At 68.9% G+C, this 16,182-nt stretch carries 15 protein-coding genes and 1 tRNA gene; 11 read left to right on the top strand and 5 right to left on the bottom strand.

Going from position 1 to position 16,182, the window contains the following annotated elements:
* From ABT294_RS25270 to ABT294_RS25235, 8 genes are all read left to right on the top strand, one after another.
* On the top strand, nucleotides 1-776 hold a 776-nt coding region (locus ABT294_RS25270), incomplete at its 5' end, for a hypothetical protein (protein ID WP_350808724.1).
* Nucleotides 777-825: 49 nt separating this feature from the next.
* Nucleotides 826-2,022 (top strand): DUF2510 domain-containing protein, encoded by a 1,197-nt coding sequence (locus ABT294_RS25265; RefSeq protein WP_350808723.1) that lies wholly within the window; start codon nucleotides 826-828, stop codon nucleotides 2,020-2,022.
* Nucleotides 2,023-2,090: 68 nt separating this feature from the next.
* Nucleotides 2,091-2,684 carry an oligoribonuclease gene (gene orn, locus ABT294_RS25260; protein ID WP_350808722.1) on the top strand — a complete coding sequence of 198 codons (594 nt, stop codon included), beginning with the start codon at nucleotides 2,091-2,093 and terminating at the stop codon, nucleotides 2,682-2,684.
* 66 nt (nucleotides 2,685-2,750) lie between these two features.
* A tRNA-His gene (locus ABT294_RS25255) sits at nucleotides 2,751-2,826 on the top strand.
* 152 nt (nucleotides 2,827-2,978) lie between these two features.
* On the top strand, nucleotides 2,979-3,206 hold the full coding sequence (locus ABT294_RS25250; RefSeq protein WP_350808721.1) for a helix-turn-helix domain-containing protein: 228 nt from the start codon (nucleotides 2,979-2,981) through the stop codon (nucleotides 3,204-3,206).
* A 994-nt stretch (nucleotides 3,207-4,200) separates the two neighbouring features.
* On the top strand, nucleotides 4,201-4,620 hold the full coding sequence (locus tag ABT294_RS25245; RefSeq protein ID WP_350808720.1) for a hypothetical protein: 420 nt from the start codon (nucleotides 4,201-4,203) through the stop codon (nucleotides 4,618-4,620).
* The gene (locus ABT294_RS25240) at nucleotides 4,610-6,379 is read left to right on the top strand and encodes a DUF4012 domain-containing protein (RefSeq protein ID WP_350808719.1); all 1,770 of its coding nucleotides are present in this window, start codon (nucleotides 4,610-4,612) and stop codon (nucleotides 6,377-6,379) included. The genes ABT294_RS25245 and ABT294_RS25240 overlap by 11 nt, the downstream gene beginning before the upstream one ends.
* 65 nt (nucleotides 6,380-6,444) lie before the next feature.
* The gene (locus ABT294_RS25235; RefSeq protein ID WP_350808718.1) at nucleotides 6,445-7,029 is read left to right on the top strand and encodes an arsenate reductase/protein-tyrosine-phosphatase family protein; all 585 of its coding nucleotides are present in this window, start codon (nucleotides 6,445-6,447) and stop codon (nucleotides 7,027-7,029) included.
* On the opposite strand, the gene ABT294_RS25230 is transcribed toward ABT294_RS25235, so the two are convergent.
* From ABT294_RS25230 to ABT294_RS25210, 5 genes are read right to left on the bottom strand one after another with little or no spacing between them, the layout of a single operon-like run.
* Complete coding sequence (locus ABT294_RS25230) at nucleotides 7,007-8,398, bottom strand: tyrosine-protein kinase domain-containing protein (protein ID WP_350808717.1); 1,392 nt, start codon at nucleotides 8,396-8,398, stop codon at nucleotides 7,007-7,009. The two genes, ABT294_RS25235 and ABT294_RS25230, sit on opposite strands and share 23 nt — an antisense overlap.
* 4 nt (nucleotides 8,399-8,402) lie before the next feature.
* Nucleotides 8,403-9,443 carry a glycosyltransferase family 4 protein gene (locus ABT294_RS25225; RefSeq protein ID WP_350808716.1) on the bottom strand — a complete coding sequence of 347 codons (1,041 nt, stop codon included), beginning with the start codon at nucleotides 9,441-9,443 and terminating at the stop codon, nucleotides 8,403-8,405.
* Nucleotides 9,440-10,429 (bottom strand): NAD-dependent epimerase/dehydratase family protein, encoded by a 990-nt coding sequence (locus ABT294_RS25220; RefSeq protein WP_350808715.1) that lies wholly within the window; start codon nucleotides 10,427-10,429, stop codon nucleotides 9,440-9,442. The genes ABT294_RS25225 and ABT294_RS25220 overlap by 4 nt, the downstream gene beginning before the upstream one ends.
* Nucleotides 10,430-10,485: 56 nt before the next feature.
* Nucleotides 10,486-11,439, bottom strand: coding sequence for an NAD-dependent epimerase/dehydratase family protein (locus ABT294_RS25215; protein WP_350808714.1), 954 nt, complete (start codon nucleotides 11,437-11,439; stop codon nucleotides 10,486-10,488).
* Nucleotides 11,436-12,629: a glycosyltransferase gene (locus ABT294_RS25210; RefSeq protein ID WP_350808713.1), complete on the bottom strand. Its 1,194-nt coding sequence runs from the start codon at nucleotides 12,627-12,629 to the stop codon at nucleotides 11,436-11,438. Before ABT294_RS25210 ends, ABT294_RS25215 begins: the two co-directional genes overlap by 4 nt.
* Before the next feature lie 365 nt (nucleotides 12,630-12,994).
* Here ABT294_RS25210 and ABT294_RS25205 point away from each other — a divergent pair, with 365 nt between their 5' ends.
* From ABT294_RS25205 to ABT294_RS25195, 3 genes are all read left to right on the top strand, one after another.
* A complete protein-coding gene (locus ABT294_RS25205) occupies nucleotides 12,995-14,275 on the top strand; it encodes a hypothetical protein (protein WP_350808712.1) in 1,281 nt (426 codons plus the stop codon).
* 152 nt (nucleotides 14,276-14,427) lie between these two features.
* On the top strand, nucleotides 14,428-15,327 hold the full coding sequence (locus ABT294_RS25200) for a glycosyltransferase family 2 protein (protein ID WP_350808711.1): 900 nt from the start codon (nucleotides 14,428-14,430) through the stop codon (nucleotides 15,325-15,327).
* A 54-nt stretch (nucleotides 15,328-15,381) separates the two neighbouring features.
* Nucleotides 15,382-16,170, top strand: a complete 789-nt coding sequence (locus ABT294_RS25195) for a class I SAM-dependent methyltransferase (RefSeq protein ID WP_350808710.1) — start codon at nucleotides 15,382-15,384, stop codon at nucleotides 16,168-16,170.
* Nucleotides 16,171-16,182: the final 12 nt, after the last annotated feature.

The raw sequence follows: 16,182 nt of genomic DNA, 5'->3' as shown, positions 1-16,182 counted from the left end.
CCGCCGCGTTGTTCGAGCGGGCGGCGGCGGCCGCCACCACCCGCGGCCTGGCCGCGGCCAGGGACACGCTGCTCGCCGGACGCGCCGAGCTCCCCGGCGGCCAGATCAGCCGTGACCGGCTGGCCCAGGCGGCACGCGGACGGTCGGCGTTCGCCCAGCCGCCGCTCGGGGCGTCGGTGGACCGTGATGAGGGGGATATCGTCACGCTCCTGCACGTGCCGGGCAACCTCGCCGCGCCGATGCACTTCGGCCCCGGGGTCGCGAGCGAGCCGCAGCAGCAGCCGCCGGGCACGACCGCGGAGCGGATCTGGCGCGAAGGGCGCGACCAGGCGCGGACGTTGCAGCGGTCGGAGCGGGCGAGCAAGACCGCGCGAGCCCGCCGCCGCCGGACGATCAGCGCGACGATGGTCTTCGCGATCATCGCGGCGGGGGCGGTGGTGGCCTGGATCAAGCTCGGCGACGCGCCGGAGCTGGCGATCACGTCGGTCGACGTGGCCGCGCCGAAGAAGACCCAGGGCTGTGACAGCGCCGTCGTCATCACGGGAACGATCGTGACAAATGGCGCGGCAGGCGAAATTTCCTATGAATGGCGGAAGAGCCTGGATAAGGAGGTGGTGAAACGGACCCTGCGTACGACCTCCGACCAGACGTCCTACGTGGTGCCGCTGAGGTGGGAGCTCAAGGGCAAATCCACCGTCAGGGCGACGGCCACGCTGCGCGTGCTGTCTCCCGGGCCGCTCAGGACGGAGAAGGCCAGCTTCACGTACAAGTGTTGATCACGCTCCAACAATGCATCTCAAAGCGGTTCTTACTAATCTGACGAGCATGACCACGCAGACCCCCGCGGGCTGGTACCCCGACCCGTACGGTTCGCCCCAACTCCGTTGGTGGGACGGCAACCAGTGGACCGACGCCACTCACCCGCTGGAGCAGGGAGCGCCGCAGCAGCAGCAACCGCCCTCCGGGCCCCAACCGGCCACAGGGCCCCAGTCCCCCTCGGGGCCCCAGTCGCCGTCCGGGTCGCAGCCGCCTTCTGGGCCGCAGCCGTCTTCCGGGCCGCAGGCCCCCGACTGGTCGGCGACCCCGGCGAACCCCACGCTCCAGTACGGCCAGCCGACGTTCGGCCAGCCCGCGTACGGTGAGGCGCCCAGCGCCCAGACCGAGCCCTCGTACGGCCAGCCCTCGTACGGCCAGCCGTCCTACGGTCAGCCCTCCTACGGCCAGCCGTCATACGGTCAGGGCGGGGCGCAGTGGGGCGGCCCGGGCTACGGGGCGCCGCCGCAGAAGCAGAGCAACCCGCTGCCCTGGGTGTTCGGCGGCCTGGCCGCGCTGGTGGTGGTCGCGCTCATCGTCGTGGGCGGCATCTTCTTCCTGAACAGCGGCGGCGACTCGGCCACCGCCGCGCGTCCCACCGAGACCGAGGAGCCGCAGGACCCGGGCACGGCCATCCCGCAGCCGACGCCCACCGGCGAGCTGCCGCAGCCACAGGACGGCCGTATCGCCGACCCGCAGACGGGCATCTCCTACCAGCCGCCCGAAGGCTGGACGGTGCCGGACTACAGCCAGCTCAACGGGGCCGACCCCACCCAGCAGCTCTGGACGAGCGCCGTGGAGAAGGTCGCCCAGGAGAAGTACGACGGCAAGGGCAACTGGATCGGCAACGTCTACACGGGCCTGCTGAACCAGCTCTACCCGTACGGCGGCAAGCAGGGGCTGGGCACCACGGCCAAGGTCGTCTTCGCGGACTTCAGCTCCCGGTTCTACCAGCTCGAGCACAGCAACAAGCTCGTCCAGGACAAGGCCATCAAGATCGGCGACCACGACGCCTGGGTGCTCCAGTTCCAGCTCGACTTCTCCCAGGTGACCAAGGCCAAGGGTTACAAGTGGAACAAGGAGAACGGCGCGATCGTGCTCATGGACCGGGGCGAAGGCCAGAGTCCCGCCATCCTCTACGTCTCGGTCCCCGACAACCTGGGCACCGGCGTGGTCGAGCAGGTTCTCGCCTCGCTCAAGCCCGCGTAAGCGGTGGCACTAGGCTGGAGGGGTAACAAGCGGGCGGATTGCTCCGAGCCGCTGGGCGAGGAGATCGAATGAGTGACTTGCTGGTCTGGATCGACTGTGAGATGACGGGGCTCGACCTGGGCCGCGACGCCCTCATCGAGGTGGCGTGCGTCATCACCGACAGCGAACTCAACCAGATCGACGAGGGCGTGGACGTGGTCATCAAGCCGCCGCCCGAGTCCCTTGAGCAGATGTCGCAGGTGGTCCGCGAGATGCACACGGCCTCGGGGCTGCTGCCCGAGCTGCCGGGCGGCGTGACGCTTGCGGAGGCCGAGTCGCTCGTCCTGGAGTACATCCGCCGGCACATTCCCGAGCCGAAGAAGGCGCCGCTCTGCGGCAACTCCATCGGCACCGACCGCACGTTCATCTCGCGCGACATGCCCGCCGTCGACGCCTTCCTGCACTACCGGATGATCGACGTCTCGTCGATCAAGGAGCTGGTGCGCCGCTGGTACCCTCGGGTCTACTTCGCGGCCCCCGAGAAGCAGGGCGGGCACCGCGCGCTGGCCGACATCACCGAGAGCATCCGCGAGTTGCGGTACTACCGCGCGGCGGTGTTCGTGGCGCAGCCCGGGCCCGACTCGTCCACGGCCAGGACGCTGGCGGAGCGGGTCACCGGCTAATCGAGTGGCGTAAAGACTCCCGAACACCGCTACACTTTTCCTGTGCCGCCATCCAGCGGTGCCTTGGTGGGTGTAGCTCAGTTGGCAGAGCGCCAGGTTGTGGTCCTGGATGTCGAGGGTTCAAGTCCCTTCACTCACCCCACGCGAGCGGCCGGTCCCACGGGGCCGGCCGTCTTGTTTCTCCGGCATTGTCCCCAAAACATGACAATGCGAGTTATGCTCACTGTCTACCGCTAACGCCGGAAGCACGGGGGCCATCGGCGATCTGACCGTCTGCGCGCCCCCGGAGGCCGGATGAGAGTCGACGACGCAGCGTTCGACAGCGTGCTCACGTCTCTGAGTAAACGCGAGGCCGAGGTGATGGACCTGATCGCCACCGGCCAGTCCAACGGGCAGATCGCGCAGCGGCTGTTCCTGAGCGAGAAGACCGTCAAGAACCACGTCAACCGCATCTACGCCAAGCTCGGGGTCGACTCCCGAGTCACCGCCATCGGCCTCTGGCTCTCCCGCGACACCACCTGACCCGGCCCGGGGCTCCAGTACCACCATCCCCGGCCTCTCACACCACCATCCCCCTGGGCTCCCACACCAGCCCCGGGAGCCCCGCACCACCGCCGCCGGTCTCCCGAAGGCGACCACACCGCCGCCTGGCCGCCCTGCCCGCGACTCAGCCGTCCGGTCGCCCTGCCCGCAGCTGTGCCACCCCCGGGTGGCCGTCGGGGCCCCGGGTGGCCGTCGGGCTCGGCGTCGGTCGCCACGGCTACGGTGGCGCATGCTCGCGCCCGCTACGAAGGTGCGGGAGGCGCCTGAACAAGGGGGCCCGCGCCGACACACCGGGCAAGTGCGCCCTTTCCAACCGGCACTGACATGGGGCCTGCGACATCGGGCTCGTGCCACAGGGCGTGTTGCACCGTGAACGCCCGCCGCACGCGCTAGCGTCTCTGATCAACATCGCCGAACACGGCAACCCGCCGCGTCCGGCCGGTTGTGGGGGAATTCCCGCACGCCACCCGCCGCGTCCGGCCGGTTGTGAAGGGAACGCCCGCACAATACGCGCCGCGTCCGGCCGGTTTAGAGAGGAACGACGGGCGGGCGAGTGCGGGCGGGCGTCCGATGCGCCGCGTCCGGCCGGATTCGAGACGAACGACAGGTGGGCGCCCGATGCGCCGTGTCCGGCCGAGTGCGAGGAGTCGGGCGGCGCGCCACGCGCCGCGTCCGGCCCGGTGCGGGCGGAGGTCGCGCGCCAGGCGCCGCGCCGCGTCGGCCGCTGGGGACGACCCGCGCCATCGCCCCTCCCCACGCCGCCGAGCCGGGGCTGATCGTCAACATACGGAGAACCATCAGTGATCATTCGGTAAGAATGGTGCGCCAAAAGGAGTACCTATCGGCTGGGCGCATATAACGGTTGCGTAGTGAACATGTCGCTGGCATTCCGGGCGAAATGTTCTATGACCCGAGCAACCGTCACGGGGAGTCCGAAATGGCAGAAAAAAACAGGATACCTATTCTCGTCGCGGTGGCCGTCGGAGGCGGAATCGCGTTCGGCACCGCCGGAGTGGCGGCAGCCACGACCAGCCACGCGGCACCCATGATCGCGGAGCCCAATCCCTACCCGCCGACGCCCAACATCCAGGAGCAGGAGACCGACGCCAACACGGAGCCCCGCGTCGAGAACACCGCGCGGCAGCGGATCGACGTCGACGTCACCGTCAGGGGCCGCCCAGGCGGTCCGAACGGCGTCGTCGGTCCCGGCGGTCCCGGGGGTCCCTGCGGCGCCAACTGCGGGCCTGGCGGCGGTCCTGGGGGCGGTCCTCAGCTGCCGTTCACCGGTGCTCCCGTGAGCACCCTGGTGGCGGCCGGCGCGGGCCTGCTCCTCGTCGGAACCGCCAGCACGCTGATCGCCGTCCGGCGTCGCCGAAGCACAAGTGCGCGGTAAGAAGCGCCGTCGGCTCACCTTCGGCCTGCTGGGCCCCGCCACGGGCCTCGCGCTCGTCGGCGGCTGGTCGGCGCACCTCGGCCTGAACGTCCGGGACGAGTTGCAGGCGACCAGGGACGCGCTGGTACGGCTGCGCGCGAGCGCCCCCGGGCAGATGGCCGGGGCGCTCGCGGAGGCGCAGCGGCACGCCGCCGAGGCGCGCCGCCTCACCAGCGGCCCGGACTGGTCGTTGATCACGTACTCCCCCGTGGTGGGAGACGGTGCGACGACCGTCCGCGGCCTCGCGGAGACCGCCGCGGAGCTGACCGACGTCCTGACCGGGGTGCAGCGGACCGGCGAGCACCTGATCACGGCCAGCGGGCTTTCCATGGACGACATGGGGAACCTGCTGGCCGTTCTCAGGTCGGCGGCGCCGGTCCTGGACGACGCTGTCGGCCGGATCGGCGCCGCGCGGTCGCGCCTGGCCGCCACCCCGGCCGACACCGGCCTGGACGTGCTGGACCAGGCGCGCGGCACGGCCCTCGCGGAGGTGGACCAGCTCCACGGCTGGCTCGGCGCCGCGGCCGACGCCGCCGCCCTGCTGCCCCCGATGCTGGGCCACGACGGCCCGCGCCGCTACTTCCTGGCCTTCCAGACCAACGCCGAGGCGCGGGGCACGGGGGGCCTGGTCGGCGCTTACGGCATCCTGAAGGCCACGGGCGGCAGGCTCGGCATCGACCGCCTGTCCGCCAAGAACGGCCTCACCTCGGGTTCCTCACCCGTCGCCGATCACGGCCGGGCGTTCCTCTCACGCTACGGCCCGAGCGCCCTCACTCTCCTCGCCAACTCCAACCTTTCCCCGCATTTCCCGTATGCCGCGACCACCTGGGCCGGGCTGTGGAAGGAACAGACCCGCCAGCAGTTGGACGGAGCCGTCGCGACCGATCCCGTCGGCCTCTCCCACCTGCTGCGGCTGATCGGCCCTGTGACCCTCCCCGGCGGCGAACTCGTGACCGCCGGCAACGTCGTCGGCCTCACCGAGCGGCAGGCCTACGCCCGCTACGCGGACCCGGTCGCGCGCAAGAGGTTCCTCATCACGATCGCCGCCGCCGTCAGCGAGGCGATGCTCCGCTCCCACCCGGACCCCATGAGCCTGCTGTCCACCCTGTCGCAGATGGTGGACGAGCGACGGATCCAGATCTGGAGCCGCAGGGACGCCGAAGAGCGCCGTCTGGCCGACACCCCGCTCGGCGGCGCGCTGCCGAGGGAGCCGGGGCCGTTCGCCGAGCTGGTGATCAACAATTCCGCCGGCACCAAGCTCGACTACTACCTGGACCGCTCGGTCGAGTACGAGCTGGGCCCCTGCCGCAGCGACGGGCAGCGCGTCACGAAGGTGCGCGTCCGGCTGAAGGACGACGTGCCGCGCAGGGAACTGCCGTCGTACGTCACCACCCGGCTCGACTCCCCCGACGAGCGCCACGCCGCCGGGTCCAACCTGCTGTGGGTCTCGCTCTACGCCGGGACCGGCGCCAAGTACGGCGGCCTGCGGATCGACGGCGAGCCCGCGGGGATCATGAGAGAGGTCGAACGCTCCCATCCCGTCTACTCCACCATGCTGGAGCTCGCTCCCCGGCAGTCGAAGACGCTGGAGTTCCTGCTGCTGGAACCGGCCTCGGCCGCGCCGCCGCTGGTTCCTGTGCAGCCGCTGGCACGTCCCCAGGAGACCCGGATCATCCGGGACGATCGGGGCTGCCCCGCACCGGACGCGAGCACCCGCTGACGGAAAGGGTAAAGAGCGGCGTGCCGCGGGCGGCCGTCCGATCTTGGCGTCCTACCGTCGCGGTCATGGAAGGCACATGCGACGCGCGAGCGGGTTTCCGCATCCTGTTCGTGTGCACGGGCAACATCTGCCGCTCTCCGCTGGCGGAGCGGCTGACACGCTCGGCCCTCGGCCCGCCGTTCGAGGTGGGCAGCGCGGGCACGCACGCCGAGCACGGCAGGGAGATGGCCCAGCGCGCGCGGCGCGTGCTGGTGCGCCTCGGCGGCGACCCCAGCGGCTTCGTCTCCCGTCCGCTGACCGGCGCGCTGGTGGCCACGGCCGACCTGATCCTGACGGCCACCTCGGCGCACCGCGCCGACGTGGTGACGATGCGCCTCTCCGCCGCCCCCCACACCTTCACCATCGCCGAGTTCGGCGCGCTGGCCCAGGAGGTGGACGCCGCGGCGGTCACCGGCCATCGCGACGCCGCGGCGCGGGCCCGCGCGCTGGTCGCCGAGGCGCACGCGCTGCGCGGGCTGGTCCGGGTGGACGAGCCCGACGTGCCCGATCCGATCGGCGGCTTCCCGTGGGTCTACCGGGCGGCGGGACGGAAGATCGCGGCGTCGCTCGCCGTCCCGCTCCGGCTGCTCACACCACTTCCGGCGTCTTGATCTGCGCCTGGTCCTCGGACTCTCTCGCGTACCCGCCGTATCCGTACCCATACCCGTCGTATCGGCTGGCCCTGGTCGGCACGAAGTTCAGGACCGTGCCGACGATCCGGGCGTTGATCGACGACAGCAGCTCCGTGGCGCGGAGGATGTGCTCCTGCCGGGTCTTGCCGTACTTCGCGACGACCATCACGCCATCGCAGATCGCCGCGAGCGTCGCGGCGTCGGTGACCGGCAGGAGAGGCGGCGCGTCGATGATCACGATGTCGTAGCTGTCCGTCAGCTGTTCGAGCACCTGGCGCATGCCCTGCGAACCGAGCAGTTCGCTGGGGTTCGGCGGGATCTGGCCACCCGGCAGCACGAACAGGCGGGGCTCGCCCCAGGCCTGCACCACGGTGTTCAGCCGGGCCTTGCCGATCAGCACGTCCGTCAGACCGACCGCGCCCTCGATGCCGAAGTAGTCCGGGATGCGCGGGCGGCGGAGGTCCCCGTCGACCAGGATCACCCGCCAGCCCGCGTGCGCGAGGGTGATGGCGAGGTTGGAGGAGGTCGAGGACTTGCCCTCGTTGGGCAGGCAGCTGGTGATCACCAGCGATTTGGGCCGCCGGTCGACGCCGATGAACTGCAGGTTCGTACGCAGCGAGCGGAACGCCTCCGACCTGGACGATCGCCCGACGCGACGGACGATCAGGGGGTGGCGTCGGGCGTCCCTCTCATAGCCGATGATGCCGAGAGTCGAGCTCTTCGCTGCCTGCTGCAACGCGTCGGAGGATTTGATGGTCGTGTCCAGGCGATCGCGGAGCACCAACGTGCCCACGCCGACCAGCAGCGCGATCAGCACACCGAGCGCCAGGTCGACCGTCGGCCTGGGGCTGATCGGCACCTGGGGCACGTCCGCGTGGTCCACCACGGTGACCTTGATGGTGGGACGGCTGCGGGGAGTGGGCCGCTCGATCTCGTCGATCAGTGCCGCGAACTTGGTTCCCAGGGCGTTGGCCAACTGCGCGGCGCGGGCGGGGTTCCCGTCGGTGACGGCCGCGCGGAGCAGTACGGTGCCGGGCACGACCTCCGTCGTGATGTTCGCCTGCAGGCGCGGGACGTCCGCGGCCGGGGTGACCTGGCTGACCACCCTGCGGCTGGACAGCAGGGTGGCGTAGGACTGCACTCGCTGGGCCGACAGTATCCCCGCCTGATACGCCGTGGAGAGACTGCCTTCCTTGTCGTGGGCGGAGACCAGCATGGAGATCGACGCGACGTACTTCGGCGGCGTGTTCGCGGTGACCGTGAGCGCACTGGCCACTCCTATGACCAGCGAGAGGAGGAGGAGCAACCAGTTCCTGCGCGCGAGCCGCACGTAGTAGAGCAGATCCACTGGATCAACGCCGCCTTTCACGGATTCTGGGAGGAGCCTTGAGACGTTCGGCCGGTGCGTAGACGCTCACACCCTGCAACAAGCTGATGAGGACGACGGCCGTGCCACCCGCGACCAGCGTCGTGACCAGAGGCGCTATCCAGTGCAGGGCCGTGAACAGGCAGAGCCCGCCGGCGATCGCCGCGATCACGCCGAGCGTCGCGGCGACCGCCCGGGTGCGCAGGCCCATCCGGCGCAGCCGGTGCGACACGTGGTCGGTGCCGCCCGCCAGTGGCGAGCGGCCGACCCGCATGCGCGAGAGGAACACGACGCCGGTGTCGACGGTCGCGACGAAGGTCGGCAGGAGCAACCCGGCGATCATGGTGTCCGCGCCCTGCCCCGTCACCAGGAAGACGGCGGAGCACGAGAGCACGAAGCCGATGAACAGCGATCCGGAGTCGCCCATGAAGATCCTCGCGGGCGCCCAGTTGTGCGGCAGGAACCCCAGGCCGGCGCAGGCCAGCGTGGTCAGGAGCAGCCCCAGCGACGGCTGCCCGGTCACGAACGCGGTCCCGGCGAGGAAGGCGGCGGTGACCGTGGCGACCGAGCCCAGCGCGCCGTCCATGTTGTCCAGCAGGTTGAAGGAGTTGGACAGCACGACGATCCACAGCACGGTGACCGGGCCGTCCAACCAACCGCCCAGCAGGGTGACGTGGACGCCGGAGAGCACGACCCCGCTCGCCGCCACGCTCTCCACGATCAGCCTCGTCACCGCGGGCAGCGGCCTGATGTCGTCGATCAGGCCGACGAGGGCCACCGCCGTGGCGGCCAGCAGAACCGCGGTGATCCGGTGGTCGGCGAGGCCGACCGCCACGACCGCGGGCACGAGCGTGCCCAGAGTGATCGCGAGGCCGCCGAGGTACGGCGTGGGGCGGGCATGGGCCTTCTTCTCGCTGGGGCGGTCGGTCAGGTCCCAGTGCAGCGCCAGCCGCCTCAGCGGCACGATGGCGGTGCAGCTGATCACCATGGCGGCTCCCCCTGCGGCGAGGGCGGTCGTCCCGTTCACCGGGTGGACGCCGCGAGATCCTCGCGGACCTTCCTGACGACCTCGGTGAGGATCTCATCGAGATTGTGTCGTGGAGCCCAGCCGGTGAGTTCGCGAAGCTTGGTGGTGTCGGGCACCCTCCGCGTCATGTCCTCGAAGCCCCGCTGGTAGGCCTCGTGGTACGGGACGAAGTCGATCCCGGAGGTGGACCCGGTGTGGTCGACGACCAGCTTGGCCAGCTCCAGGATGCTGACCTCGTCGGCGGAGCCGATGTTGAAGGTCTGCCCGATCGCCGCCTCGTCGTCGAGCAGCCTGAGCAGCGCGTCGACGACGTCCGCGACGTGCGCGAAGCAGCGGGTCTGGGTGCCGTCGCCGAAGACCGTGAGGGGCTCCCCACTGACCGCCTGCTGGACGAGGCGCGGGATGACCATGCCGTAGGACGGGCTCTGCCGTGGCCCCACGGTGTTGAACAGCCTGACGACGATCGTCGGCAGGCCGCGCTCGCGGTGGTAGGCGTTGGCGAGGATCTCGTCGACGGCCTTGGCCGTGCTGTAGGCCCATCTCACGACGGACGGGCTGCCGAGGATGCGGTCGGCGTCCTCTCGCAGCGGGCCCGAGGAGTTCTTGCCGTAGATCTCGCTCGTGCTGGTGATCAGGATCTTCTTCCGGTACCGGTGCGCGGCCTCGATGACGATCTCCGAGCCGCGGATGTTCGTCGTCAGGCACCGCAGCGGCTGCTCGACGATCAGCTTGACGCCGACGGCTGCCGCGAGATGGACGACCACGTCGCATTGGTGCACCAGCTCGTCCACCATGAGCTCGTCCAGGACGGACCCCTGCACGAAGCGGAGCCCCGGATGCGGCCGGAGGTTGTCCAGCCGCCCGGTCGACAGGTTGTCCAGGACCACGACGGAGTCACCGCGAGCGAGCAGCGCGTCGCTCAGATGCGACCCGACGAATCCGCTGCCGCCCGTTATCAGGTAGGTCCTCTTTGCTGCTGTGCTCACAGGCTTCCCCTAGTCACAAACGTTGAGAGGTGCTATTGCCGGGGGGAAGCGGCAGGTCAGACGCGCCCGCCGGAGCTGGAGACCGCTGCCTTCTCGAACCAGTCCACCGTCATGCGGAGCCCTTCCTCGAGCGACACCGGGCACACCGCCGGGAACAGCTCGTGCAACAGTCGGGACGAGGCCTGCGACTCCCTGATGTCGCCGATCCGGGGAGGCAGGAAGGTCGCCTCGATCGGCTGGCCGAGAACGTCCGCGAGGACGTCCTTCAGGTGCAGGAGGGTCACGCGGGTCCCGAACGCGAGATTGACCGGCTTCGGGTGCGTGACCTGGTGGACGGCCGCCTCGACGAGGACGTTCGCCACCGATCCCACGTAGGTGAAGTCCCGCGCCTGGTTGCCGTCGCCATGGACGGGCACGGGAAGGCCGCGCAGCGCCGCGGACACGAACGCCGGGATGACGGCCGCGTAGGCGTGGTCGGCGGCCTGCATCGGCCCGTACACGTTGAAGAAACGGAAGGCCAGGACGGGCAGCCCGTAGCTCGACGCGTACGCCAGGGCGTAGGCCTCGGTCGCCAGCTTGCTCGCGCCGTACGGGCTCAGCGGCCTGGTCGGCAGGTCCTCGTGTTTGTACGGCTCCTGGGAGTCGCCGTATACCGACGACGACGACGCGAGGATCACGTACGGCTTGGTCTTACGGCACGCCTCCAGGACGTGGAGGGTGCCCGTGGTGTTGACGGTGTGCGAGGCCAGGGGGTCCTTCAGCGATCTGGGCACCGAAGGGCGAGCGGCGAGGTGGACCACCACCGTCGCGTCGGCGGCGAGTTCCGCCATGACGTCCCGGTCCAGGATGCTGCCCTCGACGAAGTCCACCCCGACGCCGTCGAGGTTGACGAGATCTCCACTGCTCAGGTCGTCGAGGACGGTGACGCTCTCGACCTCGGGGCGAGCGGCGAGCGTGCGGCACAGATTCGCGCCGATGAACCCCGCACCGCCAGTTACCAGGATCCTCATCTGCCCGTTCCTCCCCTTGCTCCTGCGGTGACACTTCGATCCCGCCGCTCGCCGCCCAGCAGTCGATAGAGGGCTTCGGTGTCCGCGACGAGGCGTTCCACGGCGAACGCGGTGCTTGTCCACTTGTGGGCGGCCTCCCCCATCCGGCGGGCGAGCGCGGGGTCGGAGAGCAGCCTCACGGTGTGTGCCGCCAGCTCGTCGGCGTCAGCCGCGGCGAGCAGGCCGGTGTCCCCATGCCTGACGATCTCGGCGACGCTGCCCACCCGGGTGGAAACGGCCGGTGTACCGGCCATCCCGGCCTCGATGAGTGTGAGCGGCATGCCCTCGTTGTCAGAGGTCAGGAGGACCAGGTCGGCGGCGGAGTAGACCGTCTCGACGTCCTTTCTCCAGCCGAGCAGGTGAAAGGCCGGCCGGACGGGTTCGATGCTCCGCTCGACCTGCTCGAGGAGATCACCGCCGCCGCAGACGACGAAGCGGCAGTCAGGTATGCGCCGGAGCACGGCGCTCGCCGCCGCCACGAACCGGTCAGGCCGCTTCACCTGCGTCAAGCGGCCCACGAACGCCACAACGGGCACGTCGGGTGGCAGGCCCAGAGCCAGGCGCGCGGCCCCGCGATCGGGGATCGGACCCAGCTTCACTCCGGGGGCGATCACCACGTACTGCTCGGGACGGCCGATCCCGGCGGCCAGCAGCTCATCGCGAACCCGGGATCCGACGGACACCAGCCGGTCGGTCAGGGAAGCGAGGAACCGTTCCGAGCCGACATAGAGCGAACGCTTGGAGCGCGAGAAGTACCCGTTGAGAAGGTGTCCGTGGAACACGTGAACCCGGGCCGATCCGACGCCTGACAGGCGGGAGGCCACCCGCCCCAGAGCGCCCGCCTTGGCCGTCCGCGTGTGGACGACATGCGGCCGGAACTCGCGCATGGCCGCCATGAGCCGGATGAGCGCCCGGCAGTCGTCGGTGGGCCTGACAGACCGGCCCAGACCCGGCACCCGGCGGACCCGCAGCCCCGAAGCCTTCAGGTCAAGGTGATCACCTTCGTCGGCGTCGACATGACCTGTGTAGAGGCGATGGTCGAACGCGTCCGGGTTCAACCGCTCCGACAGCCCCGCTATCTGAGTGGCGGGACCGCCGACGTTCAGCCGCGCGACGATTTCCATGACACGAATCCGGTTGTCCGACTTCATCCGGACTCCTGGGTGATGGCCTGGTTCACGTCGGAGACGCTAGCCGCGGATTCGGTGCGTTTCGCCGACGCCGTCGCGGTGGTGGCGAAATGTTTTCCCGCTTTCTACCTGAGCATGATCAAGCCATCCTGAACAGCCGGCCGGAAGTCTGCGCCGACTTGGGGGCACCGGTGCTCGACGCGCGGCATACGGCGGCGGAAAGAATCGGCAACGACGGGCAATCATCGCCCCATGCACGTCATATGGAGTCATGTTGCCCGCAGCCACGGAGTTAACATCGTCGGCCGGAGTTGATCTACCGGTTGTGCGCAACCGACCGCTGCTCTCCGGGGCACCGTATTGAGGCGGACAGAAGGTGGTCTTTCGTGGAGTACTTCATCATTGCCGTCGCCGCGATGACGCTCATCTTCCTTGTCCGCGCGAACCTGCCCGCGGAAGTGGCGCGTCGGGCGCTGCCGATTCTGCTGTTCGCGTTCGCGCTCCGGCTGGTCCTCCATGTCACGGTCATGCGATCCGGCGTCATTGAATACGGCGGCGACAACCTGACGTACGAGGGAATCGCGCGGGAAATCGTCAGGCACTGGGAACGTGAGGGAATCACGTTCATCACGTCGGAAGACATCAGCACCGTCTCTTCGGTGACCCTCCCGTGCCAGATCTTCGCGCTCGTCATCTACCTGTGCGGCGGCCCGGCCCCGCTCGCCTGTACAGCTGTCGTAGCGCTGGTCGCCTGCGCGCTGTGCATTGTGATCTTCAGATTCGCCCGGTTCGTCGGCGCCGACGATCGCGCGGCACTCATCCTGCTCGCCGCGACAGCGTTCATGCCCGCGTTCCTGTTGCACACCTCCGACACGTACAAGGACGGCTTCAACGCATTCCTCGTGGTGGCCAGCATCGGCCTGGGAGTTTCGATCGCCCGGCGATTCCACCTGCGCAGGCTGCTCATGCTCCTGCCGATGCTCTGGGCGCTGTGGTACGTGCGCCCCTACATGGTCGCCATGTGCGTCGCACCGCTCCTGCTCTGCCTGATCGGCGTGAAGGGCGCGTTCTCGCTGCGGCGGTTCGCCTTCGCGGCGATACTGGTGTGGACCGTGTTCGCCTCCGGAGGCTTTTCCGAGCTGGCCCCGACGGCGACGATCCAGAAGCAGTTCGAAAACGGCCATTCGCAGGCCAACATACGTTCCAACGCGAGCGGCGGGTCGGGCGTCGTATTCCAGGACGGCGGCGATCCGTGGAACGCTCTCGGCAGCAAACTGCTCTATACGTTGCTGTCGCCGTTCCCGTGGTCCGAAGGCAGTCTGGCGTTCCAACTCGGCAAGGTCGACGCCCTCATCTGGTATTACCTGCTCTTCAGTGCCGCGCGCGGCGCCCGTCGGCTGTGGCTGGATGACCGCAGGATCCTCGTGATCCTGCTGCTGTTCATCGTCCCGGCCACGATCGCCTATGCGACCACTATGGCCAACATTGGCCTGATCTTTCGCCAACGCATGCCGATCATCATGATCACCAGCCTGCTCTCAGCAGTAGCCTGGACCAGGAATCCTCGGGACAAAGGGCACTCAACGGCCGCGCCTGCGGAAAGCGAATCGGCCGGCCAGATCGCCGAACAGTCAATGCGAACGCGTGCCGAGGCGGGCCGCGTTTAAAGGGGCCTGACTGCGGAGTTCGTTCTCTGAGATCGGAGTTATGCGATGACGCTCCATCGGGTGGAGGCAGCCCATCGCCCTGAGTCGGCCGAGACCGCGGCGAACGCGCGGTGTGTCCCCGACGTCCCTGCTGCAGAAGGGTGAGGTGCGCCATGCTGGTCACCGTTCTCACCCCCACGTTCAACCGCGGAAGGTACCTTCCAGAACTCCACGAGAGTCTGCTGCACCAGGACGTGGATCTGGAATGGGTCGTCATCGACGACGGCTCCGCCGACGACACCCGAGATGTGGTGGCCGAACTGGCCCGGATCAGCCCCTTCCCGGTCCGCTATCACTGGCAGCCGAATGCCGGAAAACACCAGGCGTTGAATCACGGAGCGTCCGTGACCGAAGGCGACCTGATCGCTCAGATCGACTCGGACGACCTGGTGGTTCCTGGAAGCTTGCGGCGCCTCCTGGACCATTGGCATGACATCGGCGACAAACAGGCGTACGCCGGAGTCGCCGGGCTCTGCATCGACGAGCGTGACCGCGTCATCGGCAAGAGATTTCCCTCCGCCCCGCTCGACGCGAGCTGGCATGAGATGGTCTATCGCTATCGATCGACCGGCGACAAGCCGAGGATGTACCGCGCCGACATCATGCGGGCACACCCGTTTCCGCAACGGACGGGGTACGTCGCCGAAAGCTTGATATGGCGGGCGATCGGCCGACGGTACCTGGTGCGCCATGTCAACGAGGAGGTCGTCGTCTGTCGAGTGGTCGCCCAGGATCGCCTGACACGGCGCGCCTTCGCGCGTGTCGCGTCCGGGGCCGCCGAGCAGCATCGCATCACCCTTGAAGAGGACATCGCGTGGCTGCGCTTCAGACCGACCGAGTTCGCCAGGGCCGCCGTGCACCTCTCCAGGGCCTGCTTTCATCTGAGGGAGTCGGCGTGGCGGCGCGCCCACGGGTTCCGCGGAACAGCCGCCAGAACCCTGGCCGTCGGCGCGATACCGCTCGGCTGGCTGCTCTACCAGATGGACCTGGGTAACGGGAGGTCATCCCCCTGATGTCTGAAGCCTACTGACAACGGACCCATGCCGAGCGAGCACCGGAGCGACTGAATGGACAACTGGTTCATCACCCTCGATGACAACCAGCAGGCGGGGCGATGCCTCAAGTACTACTCGAGAGCCGCGGACGAAACCTATTGGACCGATCTCTGGAAAGCCAGCGAGTGGTCGTACGAGCGCCAGCTCAAGGGGCACCTGCTGCACGAACTCCGGGCCACGTTCAGGAAATGGGTGAAGCCCGGCGAGAGAGTGCTCGAGGCCGGTTGCGGGCGGGCGCACTTCACCGTCGCCGCCGATGCGCTGGGATACCGCGCCGAGGGGCTCGACTGGTCGCAGGAGACCATCAGCAGATTGCGCGGCCTGTTTCCGGACATTCCGTGGCACGTCGGCGACGTACGCAAGCTCGACTTCGCTGACGGGGTTTTCGACGCGGTCTACTCGCCGGGAGTCTGCGAGCACTTCGAGGAAGGCCCGGCGCAGATCCTGGCCGAGACGCGACGCATCCTTCGACCGGGCGGCATCGCCATCATCTCGACACCCTGCATGAATTCCTGGCTGCAGGCCAGAGCACGCCGCTTCGTCGCGGCCCGAAAGCCGGAGGGCGATTTCTATCAGTACGCGTTCAGCCCGAAGGGCATGCGCGTGCTGCTGGAGAAGCTTGGCTTCGAGGTGCCGCAGGTGCGGCCCTACAACACGGTCAACACCCTGATCAACTTTGCGGGTTGGAAGGTCCCTCAGTGGGCCATCAAGCCACTCCTGCTCATGGACTACGCTCCCGTGCTCCGGCAGTGGGGAAGCAGTTGCGTCTGGGTGGCACGTCGCCCGCTCCACGATCGCTAGCGGGTTCACGCG

Source organism: Nonomuraea sp. NPDC000554 (assembly GCF_040300065.1).
Taxonomy (GTDB): Bacteria; Actinomycetota; Actinomycetes; order Streptosporangiales; family Streptosporangiaceae; genus Nonomuraea.
The sequence above is the reverse complement of the archived record's forward strand: the minus strand, read 5'-3'. Positions and strand labels throughout refer to the sequence as shown.